Annotated in this window: 26 protein-coding genes and 4 tRNA genes; 20 read left to right on the top strand and 10 right to left on the bottom strand. The window is 32.0% G+C overall.

The annotated features are described in order from the left end of the window. The first annotated feature begins 6 nt into the window (after window positions 1-6). The 4 genes from DZ65_RS0101665 to DZ65_RS0101650 are packed head-to-tail and all read left to right on the top strand — an operon-like array spanning window position 7 to window position 2,258. A complete protein-coding gene (locus DZ65_RS0101665) occupies window positions 7-309 on the top strand; it encodes a hypothetical protein (RefSeq protein ID WP_024790573.1) in 303 nt (100 codons plus the stop codon). An 18-nt stretch (window positions 310-327) separates the two neighbouring features. Beyond that, window positions 328-966, top strand: a complete 639-nt coding sequence (locus DZ65_RS0101660; protein WP_236617332.1) for a type III pantothenate kinase — start codon at window positions 328-330, stop codon at window positions 964-966. A 16-nt stretch (window positions 967-982) separates the two neighbouring features. After that, on the top strand, window positions 983-1,594 hold the full coding sequence (hisG, locus tag DZ65_RS0101655) for an ATP phosphoribosyltransferase (RefSeq protein WP_024790572.1): 612 nt from the start codon (window positions 983-985) through the stop codon (window positions 1,592-1,594). Further along, the gene (locus DZ65_RS0101650; RefSeq protein ID WP_024786960.1) at window positions 1,584-2,258 is read left to right on the top strand and encodes a class I SAM-dependent methyltransferase; all 675 of its coding nucleotides are present in this window, start codon (window positions 1,584-1,586) and stop codon (window positions 2,256-2,258) included. The genes hisG and DZ65_RS0101650 overlap by 11 nt, the downstream gene beginning before the upstream one ends. Window positions 2,259-2,470: 212 nt before the next feature. On the opposite strand, the gene nth is transcribed toward DZ65_RS0101650, so the two are convergent. Then, window positions 2,471-3,115 carry an endonuclease III gene (gene nth / locus DZ65_RS0101645; RefSeq protein ID WP_024786959.1) on the bottom strand — a complete coding sequence of 215 codons (645 nt, stop codon included), beginning with the start codon at window positions 3,113-3,115 and terminating at the stop codon, window positions 2,471-2,473. Window positions 3,116-3,167: 52 nt separating this feature from the next. Between nth and DZ65_RS0101640 the strand changes: the two genes are divergently transcribed. The 3 genes from DZ65_RS0101640 (at window position 3,168) to fbaA (ending at window position 5,890) form a co-directional block, all read left to right on the top strand. Further along, on the top strand, window positions 3,168-3,884 hold the full coding sequence (locus DZ65_RS0101640; protein WP_024789190.1) for a YebC/PmpR family DNA-binding transcriptional regulator: 717 nt from the start codon (window positions 3,168-3,170) through the stop codon (window positions 3,882-3,884). A 62-nt stretch (window positions 3,885-3,946) separates the two neighbouring features. After that, complete coding sequence (locus DZ65_RS0101635; RefSeq protein ID WP_024786957.1) at window positions 3,947-4,816, top strand: peptidylprolyl isomerase; 870 nt, start codon at window positions 3,947-3,949, stop codon at window positions 4,814-4,816. 12 nt (window positions 4,817-4,828) lie between these two features. Beyond that, the gene (gene fbaA, locus DZ65_RS0101630) at window positions 4,829-5,890 is read left to right on the top strand and encodes a class II fructose-bisphosphate aldolase (protein WP_024786956.1); all 1,062 of its coding nucleotides are present in this window, start codon (window positions 4,829-4,831) and stop codon (window positions 5,888-5,890) included. Here fbaA and DZ65_RS0101625 read toward each other — a convergent pair. Continuing rightward, window positions 5,883-7,406: a DUF2867 domain-containing protein gene (locus DZ65_RS0101625; protein WP_024790571.1), complete on the bottom strand. Its 1,524-nt coding sequence runs from the start codon at window positions 7,404-7,406 to the stop codon at window positions 5,883-5,885. The two genes, fbaA and DZ65_RS0101625, sit on opposite strands and share 8 nt — an antisense overlap. A 39-nt stretch (window positions 7,407-7,445) precedes the next feature. On the opposite strand from DZ65_RS0101625, the gene DZ65_RS0101620 reads away from it, so the two are divergent. The 13 genes from DZ65_RS0101620 (at window position 7,446) to DZ65_RS0101560 (ending at window position 15,261) form a co-directional block, all read left to right on the top strand. Continuing rightward, the gene (locus DZ65_RS0101620; protein WP_024790570.1) at window positions 7,446-8,291 is read left to right on the top strand and encodes a 1-aminocyclopropane-1-carboxylate deaminase; all 846 of its coding nucleotides are present in this window, start codon (window positions 7,446-7,448) and stop codon (window positions 8,289-8,291) included. A gap of 74 nt (window positions 8,292-8,365) precedes the next feature. Next, window positions 8,366-10,216, top strand: a complete 1,851-nt coding sequence (locus DZ65_RS0101615; protein ID WP_024790569.1) for a proton-conducting transporter membrane subunit — start codon at window positions 8,366-8,368, stop codon at window positions 10,214-10,216. Then, on the top strand, window positions 10,213-11,040 hold the full coding sequence (locus DZ65_RS0101610; RefSeq protein WP_024790568.1) for a complex I subunit 1 family protein: 828 nt from the start codon (window positions 10,213-10,215) through the stop codon (window positions 11,038-11,040). Before DZ65_RS0101615 ends, DZ65_RS0101610 begins: the two co-directional genes overlap by 4 nt. A 2-nt stretch (window positions 11,041-11,042) precedes the next feature. Then, entirely contained in the window at window positions 11,043-11,534 is a 492-nt protein-coding gene (locus DZ65_RS0101605; protein ID WP_024790567.1) for an NADH-quinone oxidoreductase subunit B family protein, read from the top strand. Then, the gene (locus DZ65_RS0101600; protein WP_035003032.1) at window positions 11,524-11,898 is read left to right on the top strand and encodes an NADH-quinone oxidoreductase subunit C; all 375 of its coding nucleotides are present in this window, start codon (window positions 11,524-11,526) and stop codon (window positions 11,896-11,898) included. The genes DZ65_RS0101605 and DZ65_RS0101600 overlap by 11 nt, the downstream gene beginning before the upstream one ends. After that, window positions 11,886-12,968 carry a nickel-dependent hydrogenase large subunit gene (locus tag DZ65_RS0101595; RefSeq protein WP_024790566.1) on the top strand — a complete coding sequence of 361 codons (1,083 nt, stop codon included), beginning with the start codon at window positions 11,886-11,888 and terminating at the stop codon, window positions 12,966-12,968. The genes DZ65_RS0101600 and DZ65_RS0101595 overlap by 13 nt, the downstream gene beginning before the upstream one ends. A gap of 10 nt (window positions 12,969-12,978) precedes the next feature. Then, window positions 12,979-13,524, top strand: coding sequence for a 4Fe-4S dicluster domain-containing protein (locus DZ65_RS10300; RefSeq protein WP_024791130.1), 546 nt, complete (start codon window positions 12,979-12,981; stop codon window positions 13,522-13,524). Between the two features lie 65 nt (window positions 13,525-13,589). Beyond that, on the top strand, window positions 13,590-14,522 hold the full coding sequence (locus DZ65_RS0101585; RefSeq protein WP_024790564.1) for an NAD(P)-dependent oxidoreductase: 933 nt from the start codon (window positions 13,590-13,592) through the stop codon (window positions 14,520-14,522). After that, entirely contained in the window at window positions 14,519-14,854 is a 336-nt protein-coding gene (locus DZ65_RS0101580) for a hypothetical protein (protein ID WP_024791129.1), read from the top strand. The genes DZ65_RS0101585 and DZ65_RS0101580 overlap by 4 nt, the downstream gene beginning before the upstream one ends. A gap of 83 nt (window positions 14,855-14,937) precedes the next feature. Continuing rightward, window positions 14,938-15,013: transfer RNA gene (locus DZ65_RS0101575), tRNA-Lys, on the top strand. 2 nt (window positions 15,014-15,015) lie between these two features. Continuing rightward, window positions 15,016-15,091, top strand: a tRNA-Glu gene (locus DZ65_RS0101570). Between the two features lie 2 nt (window positions 15,092-15,093). Further along, window positions 15,094-15,169, top strand: a tRNA-Val gene (locus tag DZ65_RS0101565). Between the two features lie 15 nt (window positions 15,170-15,184). Continuing rightward, window positions 15,185-15,261: transfer RNA gene (locus tag DZ65_RS0101560), tRNA-Asp, on the top strand. Window positions 15,262-15,436: 175 nt separating this feature from the next. Here DZ65_RS0101560 and DZ65_RS0101555 read toward each other — a convergent pair. The 8 genes from DZ65_RS0101555 to purC all read right to left on the bottom strand — a co-directional run bounded on the left by DZ65_RS0101555 (window position 15,437) and on the right by purC (window position 21,071). Beyond that, window positions 15,437-16,279 carry a zinc-dependent peptidase gene (locus tag DZ65_RS0101555; protein WP_024791128.1) on the bottom strand — a complete coding sequence of 281 codons (843 nt, stop codon included), beginning with the start codon at window positions 16,277-16,279 and terminating at the stop codon, window positions 15,437-15,439. Then, complete coding sequence (crcB, locus tag DZ65_RS0101550) at window positions 16,276-16,662, bottom strand: fluoride efflux transporter CrcB (RefSeq protein WP_024786945.1); 387 nt, start codon at window positions 16,660-16,662, stop codon at window positions 16,276-16,278. Before crcB ends, DZ65_RS0101555 begins: the two co-directional genes overlap by 4 nt. Before the next feature lie 62 nt (window positions 16,663-16,724). After that, window positions 16,725-17,420, bottom strand: a complete 696-nt coding sequence (locus DZ65_RS0101545) for a lysophospholipid acyltransferase family protein (protein WP_024790562.1) — start codon at window positions 17,418-17,420, stop codon at window positions 16,725-16,727. Next, window positions 17,404-18,363 (bottom strand): hypothetical protein, encoded by a 960-nt coding sequence (locus DZ65_RS0101540; protein WP_024791127.1) that lies wholly within the window; start codon window positions 18,361-18,363, stop codon window positions 17,404-17,406. Before DZ65_RS0101540 ends, DZ65_RS0101545 begins: the two co-directional genes overlap by 17 nt. Continuing rightward, window positions 18,360-19,466: a peptidoglycan DD-metalloendopeptidase family protein gene (locus DZ65_RS0101535; RefSeq protein ID WP_024791126.1), complete on the bottom strand. Its 1,107-nt coding sequence runs from the start codon at window positions 19,464-19,466 to the stop codon at window positions 18,360-18,362. Before DZ65_RS0101535 ends, DZ65_RS0101540 begins: the two co-directional genes overlap by 4 nt. Next, window positions 19,463-20,128 carry a phosphoribosylformylglycinamidine synthase subunit PurQ gene (gene purQ / locus DZ65_RS0101530; protein ID WP_024791125.1) on the bottom strand — a complete coding sequence of 222 codons (666 nt, stop codon included), beginning with the start codon at window positions 20,126-20,128 and terminating at the stop codon, window positions 19,463-19,465. The genes DZ65_RS0101535 and purQ overlap by 4 nt, the downstream gene beginning before the upstream one ends. Next, entirely contained in the window at window positions 20,128-20,367 is a 240-nt protein-coding gene (gene purS, locus DZ65_RS0101525; protein ID WP_024790559.1) for a phosphoribosylformylglycinamidine synthase subunit PurS, read from the bottom strand. Before purS ends, purQ begins: the two co-directional genes overlap by 1 nt. Then, window positions 20,364-21,071, bottom strand: a complete 708-nt coding sequence (gene purC, locus DZ65_RS0101520; protein ID WP_024790558.1) for a phosphoribosylaminoimidazolesuccinocarboxamide synthase — start codon at window positions 21,069-21,071, stop codon at window positions 20,364-20,366. Before purC ends, purS begins: the two co-directional genes overlap by 4 nt. Between the last annotated feature and the right edge of the window lie 8 nt (window positions 21,072-21,079).

Genomic DNA, 21,079 nt, shown 5'->3' with positions numbered 1-21,079 from the left:
TTGTGAATGAAAAACATTGTGGATATCTTGAGAAAAAATAAAATAATCTGTAAAAAACTACAAAAAATTGATTTAAATACAAGAAAAAAAATTAATGCTTATTTCGGGGTCAATTTAAAAAATGAATATTGTGTGATTTTTGAAATAATGAAAAAAAGCAGGTTTTTAAATAAAGATTATGAAGAGTTGATAAATTTTTTGCCGGAAATTAATTTTAGATATAAAAAAAAGATTTTAATTTTACATTCTCCGATCTGTTCTAAAGTAAAAGAAAGAATGAAAGAGTGGAAAATAATTAATAGTGAGTAGTGAGTTGTGAGTTGTGAAATGAATAATGGAAAATGGAAAATGGAAAATGGAAAATGGATATTGGCTGATATAGGTAATACTCATTATCACATATGGGATAAAGGGAAAATATATGATTTAAAAGAGTCTAAAAAATTTGATGGTAAAATCTATTATATAAGTGTAAATGAGACAAAAGAAAAAGAATTTTTAAATTTAAATCCAAAAGCCGTAAATCTAAAAAATTATGTAAAATTTGACACTGATTATAAAAATCTGGGAATTGATAGAATAATGGCCTCTTTAAGTATCAAAACCGGAACTGTAATAGATGCCGGAAGTGCTGTAACAGTTGATTTTATGAAAAATGGCAGACACTTGGGGGGAGTGATTTTCCCGGGAATTTTTGCATATAAAAAAGCTTTTGTTACAATTTCAGATAAGTTAAATAAAAATTTGATAAAACCTGCGAATTTTCCTTCTTCCACCGAAGAAGCCTTATGGTGCGGAAGTATTGGAAGTATTAAATGCATTGTGGAAAAATATAATATAAACCCGGTTTATTTAACAGGGGGAGACGGTAAATATTTATCCGAATTCATAAACGGAATTTATATTAAGGATTTGGTTTTTAGGGGAATGAAAAAAGTAATAATTGAAAATGGAGAAGAAAAATGAAAAATAAAGGTAATAAATGAAAATAGCATTGCCAAAAGGCAGAATTGCCGAGGAAGTTTTGGATATTTTTAAGAGTATTTTTAACGAAAAATTTGAATTTGAAAACAGAAAACTGGTTTTTGAAAAAAGCGGATTTAAATTTATGAATGTAAGAAACTGGGATGTTGCAACATATGTTGAAAAACAGGCCGCAGATATAGGAGTGGTCGGATATGATGTAATAACAGAATTAGATTCGGATGTATTGGAACTTTTTGATTTGGGGCTTGGAAAATGCAGGGTTTCAGTTGCCGGAATAAAAGGGGATGAGAGTTATAAAAATAAAACACAAATTATTGTGGCAAGTAAACTTGTAAATATTGCAAAAAATTATTTTAACCAAAAAGGAATTCCCGCTAAAATTATCAAACTTAACGGTTCTATCGAATTGGCACCTCTTGTAGGGCTTAGCGATGTAATAGTTGATATTGTCCAAACCGGTGGTACTTTAAGGGAAAACGGAATGGAAGAAAAAGAAATTATAATGTATTCGTCTGCAAGACTGATTGCCAATAAAAATTCTTTTATCGAAAAGAAAAAAGAGATTTTGGATTTGGTTGAAAGAGTAAAGGAAATATATGGCGCTTGAACTTTATTCCAAAGTTGAAGAGCTGTTTTTAGATAAAGAAGCGGCACTGATTTTGTGGACTAAATTTATTGATATTTTTAAAGACCTCGGAATAAATGAAATTTTGGATATAGGATGCGGGGGAGGGGATTTTTGTTTATTGGCCAAAGAAAACGGCATTAATGCAAAAGGGATTGATTTAAGCAAAGCACAGGTTAAAAAGGCGGTAAAAAAAGGGTGTGAGTGTGAGGCGGTTGATATCTGTAAATTAGATAAAACTTATCATTCAGCTTCAGCCGTTTTTGATGTTGTCAATTATTTAAAAGAAGATGAATTAAAAAGATTTTTTGAATGTGTCGAAAAAAAAATAGAAAAATATTTCATTTTTGATATCAATACATTTTACGCCATGGAGGATTTGGCTGTCGGTACTTTAAAAGCTGAAAGTGATGATAAATTCGGTGTTTTATATTCTGAATTTGAAGAAAATAAATTAATTACAGAAATTACACTTTTTGAAAAAAAGGACAGCTGTTATAAAAAAGAACAAAATTATATAACCCAATATTATTACAGTGTGGAAGATTTGGAAAAAAATACAAATTTAAAACCCAAAGATATAATTCCGATTTCGCTTTACGGAAGCGAAGAGGCGGAAAAACTGATTTTGGTTTTTGAAAAATAGGCATTAACTAAATGCTAAAAATAACTACAAAGATAAAAATATTACAGCTCAGAGCTCCATTTTGACGCAGAGCTCAAATTTTGCTAAAAATTGCAAACAGCTACGCAGGCCCTAAGGGCTCGGTGCAATTTTTTTAACGCAAAATTTTCTCTAAATTCCACTACGCTGTCATATTTTTACTTTTCCGTTATTGAGTCAGTGCCCAAAAATAATCATCTTGCTTTAAAATTGTCTTTACTGACACAAAAATCTGTTACAAAACATTTTTCACATTTTGGGTTTTTTGCCGTGCATAAATACCTTCCGAATAATACGAAAGCCTGATGAAGCTCGTTTAAATCGGTTTTAAAAGCTTTAACTAAATCTTTTTCTGTCTCTTTTACCGTTTTTGCATCTGTAATTCCTAACCTGTGTACAACTCTGAAAACATGGGTGTCCACCGCCATTCTGTTTTCATTGTCAAGTTCTATTAAAAAAACATTTGCCGTTTTGTTTCCGACTCCCGGTAGTTTTATCAATTTGGAGTGGTCATGCGGAATAACCCCTCCGTATTCTTCTTTTACTTTTTTTGCCATTGCTATTAAATTTTTGGCTTTGTTATTAAAAAACGAGCAGGATTTTATTATTTCTTTTACATCTTCAAGTTTGGCATCGGCAAGGCTTTTTATATCGGGGTATTTTTTAAATAAAGCGGGTGTTATCATATTGACTCTTTTATCTGTACATTGTGCGGAAAGGATAATATCAACCAACAGTTCATAATCGTTATGATAAACAAGCTCTGTTTTGCTTCCTTTATATTTTTTTAAAAATCTTTTTTTTATCTCTTCAAGCTCTTCAGGTGTTCTCAGTACCATATAATCCCTTTTTTTTATAGTATAATAACAAATATTTTAGTAAAGGAGTATAATGGCTGGACATAATAAATGGTCAAAAGTAAAACATGTTAAAGCAAAAGAGGATGCTAAAAAAAGCAAAATTTTTACTAAACACGTAAGAGCGATTATGACAGCGGCAAGAAGCGGAGGGGGTAATCCTGAGCATAACCCCGCTTTAAGACTGGCGATAGACAGGGCGAGGGCGGATGCAATGCCTATGAGCAATATTCAAAGGGCTATTGACAAAGCCACAGGTAATCTTGACGGCGTAACTTTAAGCGAAGTTACTTATGAAGGTTACGGACCGGGCGGTGTGGCCATTATGGTTGAATGTCTTACAGATAATAAAAACAGAACCGTGGCTGCAATCAGGCATGCTTTTAAAAAAGCCGGGGGTACGCTTGGAACAAGTGGAAGCGTTGCATGGATGTTTGAAAAAAAAGGTGTAATTGTGGTTAACAGAAGTGACAGGGATGATGAAGTTATGGAAAAGGCAATCGAATCAGGGGCAGAAGATATTAAAGAAATGGAAGATATTTTGGTTATAGAAACCGCCCCAGAAGATTTTAACGCTGTTTTGGAAGCGGTAAATGAAATAGACGGAATTGAAATACTTGAAAGCAATGTCCAACTTGTTGCAACAAATGAAAGCGATGTAGATGACGAAACGGCTGAAAAAGTGGAAAATCTTATTGATGCTTTGGAAGAACTTGATGATGTGCAGGATGTTATACACAATATGGCATAAAATAGTATAATGCTAAATGATAAATGCTAAATTTTAAATAAAAAAATTAAGGAGAATTTATTATGAAAAAATTAATTAGTATTGGTTTGGTTGCAGGTGCATTAATGGCATTTCCCGGAATGCAGGGTAAAGGTATGATGGGGGCCGGACTTCAGGGAGCACCTATCAAAGGTCTTAAAAACTCAACCGTATTAGCAACTCTTAACGGTAAGAAAATAACAGTAAAAGATATAAATATTTATTTGCAGGGAATTACAGGGGATAAAAGAATAAGGCTTCAAGACCTTCCGGCTCAGCATGTTAAACAGTTTGTTAATCAGTATATTGAGACTCTTGAATTATATCCTAAAGCGAAAAAAGTTGAAAAACTGCCTCAGTTTAAAGCTCTTGAGAAGAAAATGGCAATAGAATTTTGGCTAAAAAGTAAATTGGATGCTATAAAAATAAGCGATTCGGAAGCTAAAAATTTTTATGAAAAAAATAAAGATATTTATTTTAAAACAACACCAAAAGTTAAAGCAAGACATATTTTGGTAAAAGATGAAAAAACCGCTGAAAAATTAATTAATGAATTAAAAGGGCTTAAAGGAAAAGCTCTTGAAGAAAAATTTGCTGAGCTTGCCAAAAAATACTCAACCGGGCCTACCAAAGTAAACGGCGGTGAACTTGGATGGTTTAATCCAAAACAGATGGTTGCTCCTTTTGCCGAAGCTGTAAAAAGCCTCAAACCGGGACAAATCACTTTAAAACCGGTTCATACAAGATTTGGATGGCATGTAATTTTAGTGGAAGATAAAAATAATAATGCTTATATTCCTTTTGATAAAGTTAAAGCCCAAATAATCGGCTATTTAAAAAGAGTTAAACTTCAAAAAGAACTTCAAAAATTAAAAGCAAGTTATAAAGTTAAATATTCAATTCCACAAAAATAAAGGAGGGGTACAATGTTTAGTGAATTTAAACCTGGTGTTTTAAGTGGAAGCGAAGCTGCAAAATTGCTTGATATATGCAAGGATAAAGGTTTTGCCCTTCCCGCTATTAATGTTGTAGGGACAAATTCTGTTAATGCGGTAATGGAAGCGGCAAAAGACGTCAATATGCCTATAATTATTCAGTTCAGTAACGGCGGTGCGCATTTTTTTGCAGGTAAAGGGCTTGATAACGAAGGGCAAAAAGCCGCAGTGCTTGGAGCAATAGCAGGGGCAAAACATATTCGCACTCTTGCGCAATCTTATGGAATCAGAGTGATTTTACATACAGACCACGCGGCAAGAAAGCTTCTTCCTTGGATTGACGGACTAATAGAAGCAAATAAAGAGCATTTTGAAAAATACGGAAAAGCGCTTTTTAGTTCTCATATGCTAGATCTTAGCGAAGAACCGCTTGAAGAAAATGTTGCAACATCTAAAGAATATCTAAAAAAATTAAGCGCACTTGATATTATGCTTGAAATTGAATTAGGTGTGACAGGCGGGGAAGAAGACGGGGTTGATAATAGCGGAATTGAAAATTCCAGACTCTACACTCAGCCTGAAGATGTTGCCTATGCTTATAAAGAATTAAGTGAAATAAGTGACCTTTTCACAATTGCGGCAAGTTTTGGAAATGTTCACGGTGTTTATAAACCGGGACATGTTAAGTTAGAACCGGTTATTCTTAAAAATTCTCAGGAATATGTAAAAGAAAAATTTAATCTTGATGCAGATAAACCAATCAGGTTTGTGTTCCACGGAGGAAGCGGAAGCGAACTAAGTAAAATACATGAAGCAATAGATTATGGTGTTGTAAAAATGAATATAGATACAGATACCCAATGGGCGTTCTGGTCTGGAGTAAAAGCATATATTGAAAAATATCACGATTACTTACAGTCTCAAGTGGGTAATCCTGAAGGTGACGATAAACCTAACAAAAAATATTATGACCCGAGAAAATGGTTAAGAGAGGGCGAAAAATCTATGAAAGAAAGAGTAATTAAAGCTTATAAAGACCTAAGAGCTATTTAAGCTCTTTACAATCTCTCTCAAGCAGATTTTTATACATTTCATCAAATATATATTTATGTACAAAGAAGAAAAAGTACCAGTAAATATATGAATAAGCACTTGTTGGTAAGAAATAGGCTGTTAGAGAAAATTTGAAATGTTCTTCATCAATTTTTTTAATTTCCCCTTGAAGCCAACCAACACCTGGCATTTTCATAGTTGATTTAAATCTTATTAATTTATGTGTTGGTGTGTCTTTTAGTGCTGTTACTACCCAAAAATCAAATTTATCACCTACTTTTAACCTTTCAGGTTTTATCATTCTGACACCAAGACCCCTGCCGCCAAGTAATCTATCAATAAAAGCCCTTACTTTCCACATCCATTGGGGGGAAAAATATCCGCAGTTTTTGTAACTGAGGCTTTTTAAATTATAAAAGACTTTTTTAACTTTTTCTTTTGGGATTACATTGCTTACCACTTCTGTTAAGAGTTTATGATTTTTAAGTGCGGTTGAAAACTGTTTCATTTTGAATATATTGAATACGGAATATTCATAAGGTGTATTCCACATACATTCAAGCTCGCCTTTATTTCTTCTTTCACTTGCAAGTCTTATTGCCGTTGAAAAATCGGTTGGATTTGGAATAATATCGGATTTTTCTTTAACTAATGCATTAGAATAGAGGCTTTCAACCAGGGGTTTTATAAAATGCTTTTCAATTCCGCTTATTCTTGAGAGAATAAATGAAATTAATTCAAAATTTTTAAGCAGTTTGTCTTCTAAGAATTTAGGAAGTTTTATTGTTTTTATATTTTTATTTAAAATCTCTTTGGCGTATCTTTTTACCATTTCTGAATAGGATAAAATTTCATCCGAAGCAACCTCTATAATTTTATTGTAATATTTGGAATTATCCAAAACTTTTATTAAAGCCTCAATTACGTCATCCGCAAATGTAATTTGACATTTTCCTTCGTTTTTAAAATATGGAATTGCCGGTAAAATTTCAGCAGCGCTTCTTATAAGCTCAAAACTCATAGATCCCGCCCCTACAATAATTCCGGCTCTGATTTCCGTAACGTTTGGGTGATATTTTCTTAAAAAATTACCAGTATCCTGTCTTGAAATTAGATGTTTTGAAGTGTTTGGATTGTCTCTTTCCCCGAAGCCCCCGAGGTATATAATCTGTTTTACCCCGGCTTCTTTTGCCGCACATGCAACAATTGAAGCTAAATCATTATCTTTTTTTCTGTAATCCTGTTTTGTCTCACTAAGAGAATGGATTAAATAATAGGCAATATCAACGCCTTTTAAATTTTCAACCAGTTCTTTGTAATAAGAAGCCGAAATAATCTGTTCTACAATGCAGATATTTGGTTTATATCCGTTAAATACAGGAGAGTGGTTTATATATTCTAAATTTCTTTTGTTTCTTGAAAAAAGAACTAACTGATAATCAAGGTTATACAAAGCTCTTGTTAATTTTTTACCAATATATCCGTTGCTTCCAAATATAGCTATTCTTGGTTTCATATTCATCTTTTTGTAAAATTGTATCAAAAAGGATATTTTATGCAAAACTCTCCAATAACGCCTTTTGAATTTAGAGGTAAATTTTTTCATATAAAAAGGGACGATTTACTTAGGCCGTTTGAGGGTAATAAGGCAAGAAAATTTTATTATTTTTATAAAAATGAGTTTCCTGAAATTAAAAGGGTAATATCTTTCGGTTCTAATCAGTCAAACGCTTTTGCCTCCCTTAGCCGTTTATGCAAAATCAAAGGCTGGGAATTTATCTATTTTACAAATCATATTCCGGCATATTTAAAGCAAAATCCTGAAGGAAACTATTTGGAAAGTCTGAAAAACGACGCAAAAATAATTGAAATAAATTTAAGGGGTGATGCGTTAAGAGAATACGTTTTGAATTTAAAAGATAAAAACACGTTGATTATAGAAGAGGGCGGAAGAATCAGGGAAAGTGAAGAGGGTATTAAAATACTGGCTGATGAAATAAACGAATACGCAAAAAAAAATAATTTAAAAGTTTTTTTGCCAAGCGGCACAGGAACCACGGCATATTTTTTGGCAAAACATCTGGATGTAGAGGTTTTAACTCTGCCGTGTGTCGGAGATGAAAAGTATTTAAAAAAACAGTTTTGTATGCTCGGAGGAGGAAAAATACCTACAATTTTATCTCCGAGGAAAAAATACCATTTTGGAAAACTTTATAAAAACTTATTTGAAATATGGAATGAGCTTAAAAATGCTGGGATTGAGTTTGATTTGTTATACGACCCGATAGGATGGGAAAGTGTTGAATATTATAATTTAAACAATATTTTATATATTCATCAGGGAGGATTAAAAGGAAATATAAGTATGCTTAGCCGTTATAAAAGGAAATATAAAATATAAAATTTTTTTATATTTCTTGTAAATGAGTGTTCATTTAGGTATAATTTATTTTAATTTAATTTCAAGGAGCTATAATGGGTTGGATAGTCTTTTTTAATATAGTTACTCCCTGGATTCTGGCGTTTTTTATTTTTTATGCCAAAAATGGCAAAGTAACAAATTTTTTAACATTTCTGACATTACCTCTGCTTATTATATTTGCATTTCTTGCTTATATCAACCATGCATATTCTCTGATTTCAACCCCCGAATTCCTGGATTATCTTATCGGTATATATGATTTCGGACTTTTGGGATATTTTTTATACCAGGGGATTGTCAAAAAATCCTTTTTGGTAACATCTTTGGCAATAATTCAAATTCTTTTTTTAATAATTGTATTATTAATGAAAAATTATTCAGACACTCCTGATATTTTTGTGGATAATTTAACAAAATTATTTTATTTTATTGTTGCTTTGGTCGGTGTTCCTATTGCTATATATGCCACAAAATATATGGAATATGACGAAAAAGAAAAACATAAATTTGTGGCTATTATAATATGGTTTTTGGGTGTTATGAATTTTGCTGTAAGCGTTAATAATATTGAATGGTTTTTTGCCCTGTTTGAAACAACCACACTTGCTTCATTTATTTTAATAGGTTTCAGAAAAGATGAGGAAGCCACTAATAATGCTGTTTTGGCTTTATGGATGAACCAGATAGGCGGTGTTGCAATTTTAATTTCTTTGATGATTTTTATTCATGTAAACGGAATTTATCATTTTAGTGATTTGTTAAATCATCCCGCATCTGTTTCTTTGGCGGGTCTTGGATTCTTGTCTCTCAGTGCGCTTGTCAAAGGTGCCCAGATGCCGTTTCATAAATGGCTTCTCGGTGCAATGGTGGCGCCGACTCCTGTAAGTGCAATACTTCATTCCGCTACAATGGTAAAAATCGCCCCTTTTTTAATTTTAAGAATTTCTCCCATTATCAAAGGGACACTTTTGGCAAAACTGTTAATAATAGCCACAGGATATGTTTTTGTGGTGGCTGCGATAATTGCTCTGACACAGAATAATTTTAAGAGAATACTTGCTTATTCAACAATATCCCTGCTTGGTCTTATGATGCTCTCAGCCGCAGTAGGTACTCCGGTTGCAGTGGTTGCAAGTTTGATTCTTATTATTTTTCATGCGTTTGCAAAAGGATTTTTATTCATTGAAGCCGGTATTCTTGAGAAATCGTTTCAGATAAAATATATAGAACAGATGAGAAGACTGATTGAAAAAGCTCCCCTTACACTTATGTTTTTATTTTTCGGATTTTTAAATATGACATTTGTGCCTTTTGGTACTTTTATAGGAAAATGGTTAATGATTGAGGAAGCAAGTAATTTTTTAAGTCACGGGAGTTATATGATATTGATTTTATATGTAGGTGCCGGAAGTGCTTTTTTAAGCGTATTGTATATGAAAGTTCTTGGAGTCAGCGTTAGAAAAACCCACGGAATTTCAAATATTAAATTTATTTCGCTTCCTAAAAGATTTAATTTTATATCAATTTGGTATTATTTTTGGCTTCTTGCCCTCGGACTTTTTATTGCGCCTTTTATAGCCGATTTTGTCGTTCCCGTGGCAAACAGCATAACAGGGGCGAATGCAGCTGTTACTTCCGATCATTTAACTTTATATGTGGGTAATTCCACGCTTTATTTTTGGCAGATTTTAGGAGCTATGGTAATACTTACACTGATTCACGCCCTGCCTTATCTTGTTAAATTTAAGGTAGACACAGTTCATCCTTATAACTGCGGTGAAGTTTTTCCAAAGTATATAGGTACATTTAATTTTGAATGTATTAAAAAATATGAAAATATTCTTATAGCATTTTCAATAGCTTTATTTATTTTAGTTGTAGTTCTCGGAGGAGGTTTGTTATGATTTGGTTAATATTTGCCATTTTGGCTCCTGTTATCGGAGGATTTGTTTTTGGAATTGAAAGGAAAGTTAAAGCCAGAATACAAGGAAGAATGGGGCCTCCACTTATGCAGCCGTTTTATGATTTTGCAAAACTTATGGATAAAAAACCTATGATGATACATTCTCTTCACGCTTTAATGGGAATAATGTATTTTGTGGCAGAATGGTTTGCTCTGTTTGTACTGTTTTTGGGAAATGATTTATTAATAGCTGTATTTTTCCATGTTTTGGCTGTTTTGGCTCTCGTAATAGGTGCAAGCAGTGTAAGAAGTTCATATTCTGCACTGGGAGCGTTAAGGGAGCTTATGCATATGATAAGTTATGAGCCATTTATGGTGTTAATGGCGGTGGCTTTTTATTTAGTAAGCGGAAGTTTTAATTTTAAAGATATTTTAAATTCTCAAGCCCCTGTTTATCAGCTTCCTCTTGTTTTTCTCTCATTTTTATTAATTATTCCTATGATGCTTCAAAAATCACCGTTTGATATTGCGGAAGCCCATCAGGAAATTATAGGAGGTCCGGAAATAGAATACAGCGGCCCTTTTTACGAAGCAATATATACAGGTAAGTGGATAGAATATATTTATGTGTTTTTCTTTGTATTTTTATTTGGAGGAAGTAATTATATTTTAGGATCAATTCTGGTTATTTTTGCTTTTTTATTTGTAAATATACTTGATAATTCCACTGCAAGACTTGATTTTAGAAAAATGGTTAAATTTTCATGGGTTGTTTTAATCCCTCTTGCCGCACTCAATATTATTTTATTAGCTTTATGGAGGTAGTTATGGGTTTATTTGGTAAATACAGAAAAAAATCACCGTGGATTTTACATTACAACACCGGCGGATGTAACGGCTGCGATATAGAAATTTTAGCGGCTCTTGCCCCGAAATTCGATATTGAAAGATTTGGAGCGTTAAATAAAGGAAATCCTAAACAGGCTGATATTTTACTGGTGACAGGTCCTGTTACAAAAAACTGCAAAGATGTTTTAAGAAGGCTGTATCTTGAAATGCCTGAACCCAAGGTAGTTGTGGCGATGGGCGCATGTGCGCACGGAGGCGGAATTTTTAGAAATTTTTACCATGTTGAAAACGGGGTGGATAATATTATTCCCGTTGATGTCTGGATTCCCGGATGTGCCCCGAGGGCGGAAGCTTTGATTGACGGAATTGTTGAAGCTATTGAAATCTGGCAGACTAAATCAAAAGAAAAGGAATATATGAGAAATCATGGGGAAATTTATGAGAAATTAGGAGTTAATAATGACGATTAATCCACAAATTACAATAAAAGAAGTTACACTTGAAAATGTAACAGAAGAGATTAAAAATTTTTATGACGAAAATATCTGGCATTATATAACCGTAAATGCCACAGATTTAGGCGGAAAACTGCAGATTGACTGGCTTTTTTCCAAATATAAAGAAAAAAATATTATTCAAATTTTCAGAATTCCGGAAGTTAGTTATGATGCAAAAATACCAAGTATTGTAAATATTATTCCGTCAGCCTGGCTTAGCGAATGGGAACTTGCAGATTTATTCGGACTTGATGTGGAAAATGCGGCGAAGGGTGTATTTATTGCACCTGATGCGCCTAAAGCACCTCTTAGAAAGGACAGCTCATGGGAAAAATAGTAATTCCTTTTGGTTCTCAACATGTAGCTTTGCCAGAGCCGATTAGTTTTTTATTTGAAACCCAAAATGAAATTATTACGAAAGTAGAAGCCCATATAGGATATGTTCACAGAGGTATAGAAAAAGCCGCCATTACAAAATTTGAATATAATCAATTACCTTATCTTACGGCAAGGGTATGCGGTCTTTGTTCTATTACCCATGCAGGGGCGGTTGTTCATGGATTGGAAAAGTTGATGAATGTGGAAGTTAATAAAAGAATAGATTATTTAAGAATGCTTGTAGTTGAACTCGACAGAATTCATTCACATATGCTTGCAAACGGACATGTGGCCGAGGTGGTGGGTTATGAAAATCTCTTTATGCAGACATTCAGGGCAAGAGAAGATGTTATGGATATTCTCGAGAGAATTACCGGAAACAGGGTTCAGTACGATTATCAGGTAATAGGTGGTGTCAGCAGGGATATTGATTTGGAAATAGTTGAATTTGCAAAGAAAAAACTAAAAAAATTAAAAGAAAATGTTTTAAAAGTAATGGATTTTAACGACAGCGATTATACATTTGGTCTTAAAACAAAAGGGGTAGGGGTCATTTCCAAAGAAATGGCTGCCAAATATAATATTGCGGGTCCTATTGCAAGGGCCAGTGGGCTTGAAACCGATGCAAGGGTTGAATTTGATTATCTTCCTTTTGAAGAAGTCGGGTATAAAATGCAGTTAAGAAGAGAGGGTGATGTGTGGGCCAGAAATATGGTGAGGTTTGATGAGGTTTTAAATTCAATTGAAATGTGTGAAAACATATTGGATAACCTGCCTGAAGGTGAATATAAAGTCAAAGTAAAAGGCAGACCGAACGGAGAAACTGTGGTGAGGGTTGAGGCACCTAGGGGTGAGTGTTTTTATTATTTAAAAGGCAGCAATAAAAAAGTAATGGACAGGGTTAGAATAAGAGTGCCTACATATGCAAATATCCCGATTTTAAAAAAGCTGTTTTTAGGTGCCAAATATTCCGATGCCCAGGCAATTGTGCTCAGTTTTGATCCTTGTATGAGCTGTACGGCAAGATAAAGGAGCAATAATGGTAAAAATGTTTATTGAATCAATGAAAAACCTTGTCTCAAAACCAGAAACAATAAAATATCCGTTCGAGCCTTCCCCTGAACCTAAAGGATACAGAGGTTTAATTATTTACAATGAAGAGCACTGTATTTTTTGCGATAAATGTGAAAATATCTGTCCTCCCGGAGCAATTAAATTTGAAGTGGTAGATGTTAAAAGCGGAAAAAAGCAATACAATTATAATCCTTATTTATGTATTTACTGCGGAGCCTGTATAAGTGTATGTCCAAAAGTAAATGAAGCTCTTATGCAGTCTGAAAAAAGAATGCCTCCTTTGGGACGTGTAGTTTATAAAGAAGAAGGGCTTGGCTATTTTATAAAAGAAATAGATAATCCTAAAGAGCTGGAAAAAAAATGGGGAGAGTTGGAAGCGAGGGCTAAAGAATCAAGGGAAAAACTTTCAGTTTATAAAAAACAGCAAAGATTAAAAAAACAGGCTGCAAAAAAAGAAGCTTCTTCTTTATTTTCTTCTTTTTTATTAAATTCTTACAAGTTATTTAAGTGATTTTTTTATTGACACTAATTATTTTTAGAGTTATAATATGAATATCTGTTCAAAAAGGATGGGAAATGAAAATAGCTTTTTTTGAAATAAAGGAAGAAGAAAAAGAGTTTTTTAAGCAAAATTTAAAAAATATTGATGTGGAAGCGTTTTTTTACAAAGAAACTGTCAATGAGGCAAAAAGATATGATTTTGATGTGATAAGTGTTTTTGTCCATTCTAAAATTGATAAAAATATTTTGGATGAATTTCCTAATTTAAAATATATACAAACCCGCTCAACAGGATATGACCATATTGATTTGGTTGAATGTTATAAAAGGGGAATAAAAGTAAGTAATGTAAGAGGATATGCCGGTCCTGCCGTAGGGGAATTTGCTTACGGACTGTTGCTTGAAGCAAATAGAAAACTTTATATTGCAATAAACAGGCTGAAAAACGGCAATTTGAATTATAAAGATTTAAAAGGTACGGAAATTGAGGGTAAAAATATAGGTATTTTAGGATTAGGTACTATTGGTTTACAAATTGCAAAAATAGCAAGAGGATTTGGTGCTGAAATATTCGGTTTTTCAAGAACAAAAAAAGAGATATATGATAAGCTAGGTATTAATTTTTGCACATTTGATGAAGTTTTGGAAAATAGTGATTTTTTATTTATTGCCCTTCCTTTGACTCCTAATACAAAAAATTTGATTAATAAAAACAATATTTCAAAATTTAAAGGCAGTGTAATTATAAATCCGGCAAGAGCCGAAATTATTGAAAAAGAAGTTTATGAAACTTTTGACGGTATTATTGCCGCAGATGTATTGCCCGATTGGAATTTGAGCAAAAAAGAAAATATTATTGCAACCCCTCATATGGCTTATTATACAAAAGAAGCTCTTTTTAGAATAATGCAAATAAGTCTTGATAATTTAATGGACTTTTTAACCGGAAAAATACCGCGATATTGCTTAAAAGAAGCCTGTAAAAAGGATTACAAGGAGTGTAAATGAAGAAATTGATTCTTTTTATAGGAGCTGTTTTATTTGCATGCAGCAGTGATTGTATAGAATGTCATCCAAAATTAAAGAAAATGGAAAATAATCCCCAAAACAGATATTACAAAGAACATCATTTTTTAAAAAGCTGTACAAAATGCCATCCAAACCATCCTCAAAAAGGAATGGATAAATGCGGTGCCGACTGTTTTGAGTGTCACAGCAGGGAAAAACTTATTCATACGCCTATTCCGGAGCATCAAAAATTAAATACCTGTACGAAGTGTCACAAAGACAGTGTAAATGATATTTTAAATATTCCTAAAAACCCTATTATAAATAAATAATTTTATAAAAATATGAAAAATAAGCCAAATTCTATTGACATAAAGTATAATTTTTCTTATAATTTCAGTCCACAAAGGCAATTGACCCGTTAGCTCAGTCGGTAGAGCATCTGCCTTTTAAGCAGAGGGCCGTTGGTTCGAATCCAACACGGGTCACCATTGTCCCCATCGTCTAGAGGTCTAGGACACCGCCCTTTCACGGCGGCGACACGGGTTCGACTCCCGTTGGGGACGCCATGGGTCGCTTAGCTCAGTTGGGAGAGCACCAGCCTTACAAGCTGGGGGTCGCAGGTTCGAGCCCTGCAGCGACCACCATATATTTTATCATACGGAGCCGTAGTTTAGCTGGTTAGAATGCCGGCCTGTCACGCCGGAGGTCGCGGGTTCGAGTCCCGTCGGCTCCGCCACTATTTAACGGATAATGGGAGATTAAAAATTGTATTTAATAGTGACTGACACTTAAAATTTGATATCAAAGTATATTATAAAAATTCTATTAATAATATAATTTAAAATAATTAACTAATTATTTTTATCTTTGTAGTTTTTTTTATTATCTACATTTAATTAGAGTCATTTTTTTCAGCAAAAAATATTTTCTCCTAAAATTTTATACGTGTCTATTTTATAAAAATTTTTCAATTCTTTGTAAATATCAGGAAAATGTTTTTTTAAAATTGCCGGTCTTACAAAAAAATATTCACTCATAACTGCAAAAAATTCTGCTTTGTTTGTTGTGGCATATTTGTCAAGAAGATGATATTTTCCCAAAAATCTTCCTTTAATGGTGTTTTCTTTAAATTTTTCATATTCTTTAAACATTGTTTTTGCAAATTCTTTTATTTTACTTTCTTCCAAAGGGGGTATTCCGTCCATAGCTCCGTTGTTATAATCTATTTCATGTGCGAATTCGTGTATTATTACGTTTCTGTGACATTTCTGAATTTCTTTTTTTGCTTTGTCCCATACTATTATTACAGCGTCTTTTGTCGCTTCTCCTTCTATTAATATTTCTTCATTGGAGATGATATTTTCAATTTCTTTTTTGTGTAAAATGATTGTATTGGGATATATAAAAATATAATTTAAATTTGGATAACAGAAATATTTATAAGCTACAGTGGGCAGACATGCATAAAAAGCAATTTTTGTTTTTATTTCATCGGTTATATCTGTATAAATACCGAAAAATTTTTTTTCTTTTAAAAACCATTGAATTTTAAAATTTATAATTTTTTTTAGATTTTCAGGAAGTAATTTATAATATTTAATAGATTTTAAGATATTCAAAATTTTTTTGGGAGGAGGGTTTTTTTCAATTTTTTTTAACCATTTTTTGTATTTGATATATTCAATTATCTGAAAAAAAAGATAAATAAAAAAGAAAAACCATAAAAAAATTAGAAGATATTTAAAATTTTTCATCTAAGGATGGCTTCTATACCTTTAAATCCTGCGGCTGCCAATATTATACTTCCGATAACATTAAGTAAAATATATGAAAGTGATTCGAAAATAAGGCCGTTTTTTATAAGAAAAAAACTTTCAACCGCAAATGTTGAAAAGGTTGTAAATGCTCCCATCATCCCTGTGGTAAGGAGTGATTTCAAATGGGCGTTTTGTATGGCTCCGTATTGAATTAATGCTATAAATATTCCGAGTAAAAAACTTCCTATTAAGTTAACGCTTAATGTTCCGAAAGGGATATCATGTTTAAAAGCGCTGTTTACAAGTCCTGCGGTATAGGCTCTTAAAATTGCACCTATAAATCCTCCTATTCCAATAGCTAACATTGTGTCAATTTTCATAACTCTCCTTTAATTTAAAATTCAACATCAATATTCATTATCTAACATTTAACATTTATCATTCAACATTTTTTATATTCTTTATTTAATATTTCCTGCATTTTTTCTCTCATATCTTCATACCAGTTTGGATTGTCTTTTGGATAAAAAGATGGTAAAAAGATAACTTTTATTGTCTGTTTTTCCACCCTAAAGGGATTTTTTTTAAAAGCAAACGGTAAATTTATTATTACAAACGGCTGAACTTTTAAATTTAGTTTTTCAACCACCCCTTTGAGGCCTTTTTTAAATGGCAGTAATTTTTTAGGGTTTTTTTTATTTCTTGTGCCTTCCGGAAAAGCCGCTATTTTAAGATTTCTTTTAATTCTGTCTTTTATTTCTCTAATCATTTTGATTGTGGAAGCTTTATTGCTTCTGTCCACTAAAATCATATCTGTTTTTGTAAGCATATATTTAATAACAGGTATTTTGCCAAGTTCCGCTTTTGCAATCCATATTGTTTTTTCATCAATTACTGATTCAAATAATGCTATATCCAAATTGTGAGTATGATTTCCTAAAAATATATTGGCGTTTTTGTCAATTTCGCCTTCTATAATTACTTCTTTTGCAATCATATTTGTAAGAATGTGAGAACATTTTTTACGGTATTTAAGCTCATTTTTAGGATCGATTCCGCATAAAGCCCCTGTAATTAAAAGGCAAATGCCTGCTTTTATTAATTTTAAATAAGAGATAATACTATTTAAGATTTTCATTTTTTACCCATCCTGTTTTACCGTCGATTTTTATTTTTGTGTAATTTTTTTTGATATTTAAAATTTCAACTTTTGTATCCACTATAGGCGAATAAAAAACCGTTGAATTTTGTGTCGGTAAAATTCTGACTTTGGAATCTTTTTTTAATACCTTTTCTCCTTTTGGAAAAATGGAGATAATCAGGTAAATTGATAAAATAATCGGAATTATCAATAATAAAATTTTTTGATAAATTAAGAAAATTAATATAAAAAATGCAATTATAACTAAAATAAGAATGTTTACAGGGGTAAAAAACGTTTTTTCTTCCGGATTAATATCTGTTTGTGTACTTATTGTTTTTTCTTTTAAAATTATTGGTATAGATATTTTTTTATAATTTTGAATATCGGTATTAAAATAATAAAAAATAAAATTTTTGGTGTTTTTTGGTAAATAGGTAAAATAGGCGGCTTCGTTTTTATTAATCACAGTAAGATTTTCATCATTTGTTAATTTAAAATCTTCTAAATTTGCATTTTTTGTTTTAATAGTAAATGATAATAAAATTTTATTGTTTATATTGGTGGAAATAGGATTTATTATCTTTAAATTTTGTGCTGTTACATTACAAAATTTTGGAATATTTTCAACGGCTTTTGTTTTATATAATGAACTTAGATTTATGCTTTTGTTAACATCGCCGGATGTAATAAACAATGTATTGTTTCCGTCGTTTTTATATCTTAAATTTAATAAATAAACATAAGGATTAGGCTTTGTGTAATTTATTTCCCCTTTATTTAAAGAAAAATTCAAATCATTTATATTTGAAGTGATGAGTTTGGCCTTTAAATTAATAATCTGGTTTTTATAATAAAATTTTTGTAAATTGGGGTACGTAATTATTAAATTGCCTGCATATAAAAATAAAAAAGAAAATAAAAAAAAGATTATTCTCATTTTAGAGCAATATTAATATTGTTTTCTTTTGTAAACTGTTTAATATAAGCAAAAAATCTTCTTCTCTTTTTTCCGTAAAGGGTGATTTTTACATTGTTTTTTAATTTTAAGGGGTTAATCCATTTTCCATTGTGCATAACGCCAAAATGTAAATGGGGGCCGGTTGAGAGTCCGCTGTTTCCAAGATACCCTATAACTGTTCCCTGTTTGACCCATTTACCTACATATATTCCTTTTGGCCATCCGTGAAGGTGCGCATATAAAGTCATATATCCGTTTTTATGTCTTATTTCAACGCTTCTGCCATATCCCCTGATCCATCCTTTGTAAATTATTTTACCGTCGGCTACAGAGTGGATTGGTGTTCCTATTTTATTTACAAAATCAACACCGTCATGCATTCTCCATTTATGTAAAATAGGATGAAACCTCATTCCAAAAGGTGAAGAAATTCTGGTATATCTTAAAGGGGCTTTTAAAAACATTCCCCTAAGACTTCTTCCTTTTTCATCATAATATCTGTTATCAATAGGATTTAAAAATGCGTTAACGCTGTAAAATCTGTTTTTAATCTGTGCAAAAATAATTTTTACATCCCTGATTTCGGAAAACCTTTTCTTTTCATCGTAAATTATTGAAATTGTTGTTCCTTTTGGAAGTGTTCTAAAATTTATCCTGTCATTAAAAATATTAATTATTTTATTGGTTAAAATGCTTAAATGAGTGGCTTTATACAAATCATAACTTAAATAACTGTTTATTGTAACCTGAACTTCTTTTTCTTCTGTATTGTAAATTATAGGAATAATTTTGGTAAAGTATTTGTTGTTGTTTTTTATGATTTGCAGCTGCTTTTGTGAATTTATTGGAATCAGGGCTTCTTTAAAGTTGTTGTTTTCCCTTAATATAAAAATTGTTTCGTTTTTTGCAATATTTCTTACATATCTTTTAAGCTTTGCCGGTAAATTATAATAAATTGAATATGGAAGGCTGTTTTGTTTTAAAAATCCGTAAAATGTGGAAAATTTATTCCATTTTTGAATATCAATTCTATACGCTAAAATAAAAACCGGTATAAGTAAAAAAAGTAATAATTTTTTCATTTTAAGAATCCTTCAAGCATTTTTATACCGTTATTTCCTCCCAAAATACTTTCCATCGCCCTTTCCGGATGGGGCATAAGTCCGAATACGTTTTTATTTTCGTTACATATACCGGCTATGGAGTCGTCGCTTCCGTTTGGATTTAATTCTTTTCCGTCTTTATCACAGTATTTTAATATTACCTGCCCTTTATCATACATTTTTTTTAGAGTCTCGCTATCCACTTTATAATTGCCTTCCGCATGTGCTATAGGAATATTTATAATATCTCCGGCTTCAAAATTTTGTAAAAATTTATTTTCATTGTTTGTTATTTTTAAATGGTGAAATTTGGAAATAAAATGCAAATTCTCATTTCTTGTCATGGCACCAGGGAGTAAATGTGATTCAAGTAAAATTTGAAAACCGTTACAAATTCCAAGAACAAAGCCGCCTTTTTTTGCATACTCTGTTACATCATTCATTATAGGGGAAAATCTTGCAATTGCCCCACTTCTTAAATAATCTCCATAGCTGAATCCCCCGGGGAGTATTACCAAATCATAATTTTTTAATTTATCGGTATGCCAGATGAATTCAGCCTTGGCTCCTATTTTTTCAAAAGCCCATTTGGTGTCTCTGTCACAATTGGTACCCGGAAATACAACGACCCCCACTAACATTATTTAACCTCAATTTCATAATTTTCTATAACAGGGTTTGCCAACAGCTCATCCGCCATTTTTTTAGCTTCCTCTATTGCTTTTTCTTTGTTATCTGTATTTATGTTTAGTAAAATCTGTTTTCCGACCCTTACGTCTTCCACATTATTAAAGCCGAGCGTTTCAAGAGCATGCTTTACAGCTTTTCCCTGAGGGTCGAGCACCCCTTTTTTTAAATGAACATTTATGGCTATTTTCATTTTGCTTCCTTTAATCTTTCCAATATTTCACTGTATGCCTCTTTAATATCTCCCAAATCGAATCTAAATAAATCTTTATCCATTTTTTTACCTGTTTTTTTATCCCATAATCTGCAGCTGTCGGGTGTTATTTCATCAGCCAAAATAATATTTCCGTTTTTGTCTTTGCCGAATTCCACTTTAAAATCAACTAAAATAAGCCCGATTTTATCGAAAAATCCGGTTAAGAATTCATTTATTTTTCTGCCGTATTCTCTTAATATGTCAAGTTCTTTTCTATTATCTACCAAATTTAAAATCATTGCATGGTCGTCATTTATTAAAGGATCGTTTAATTCGTCATTTTTATAATAAAATTCTATTATGGTAAAAGGCAGTTTTTTACCTTCTTTAAGTCCAAGCCTTTTAGACAGGCTTCCTGCCGCAATGTTCCTGAGTACCACTTCTATTGGAATTATATCGACTTTTTTAACAAGCAGTTTAGTGTTGTCTATCTGTTTTATCAGATGTGTCGGTATTCCTTCTTTTTGTAAAGCTTCAAAAATCAGTGTGGTAATGGCACAGTTTAATTCTCCTTTTCCACTCTCGCTTGCCGCTTTTACACCGTTAAAAGCTGTCAGGGAATCTTTAAATTCACATATTACTTCATCCGGATTTTGCGCTTTGTATATTCTTTTTGCTTTTCCTTCATATAAAAGTTGCATTTATTCTC

Origin of the sequence: Lebetimonas sp. JS032 (assembly GCF_000523315.1) — a bacterium.
In the GTDB taxonomy this organism is placed as follows: Bacteria; Campylobacterota; Campylobacteria; order Campylobacterales; family Nautiliaceae; genus Lebetimonas.
Note: the sequence above shows the minus strand (reverse complement) of the source record. Positions and strands in the feature narration are given on the sequence as shown.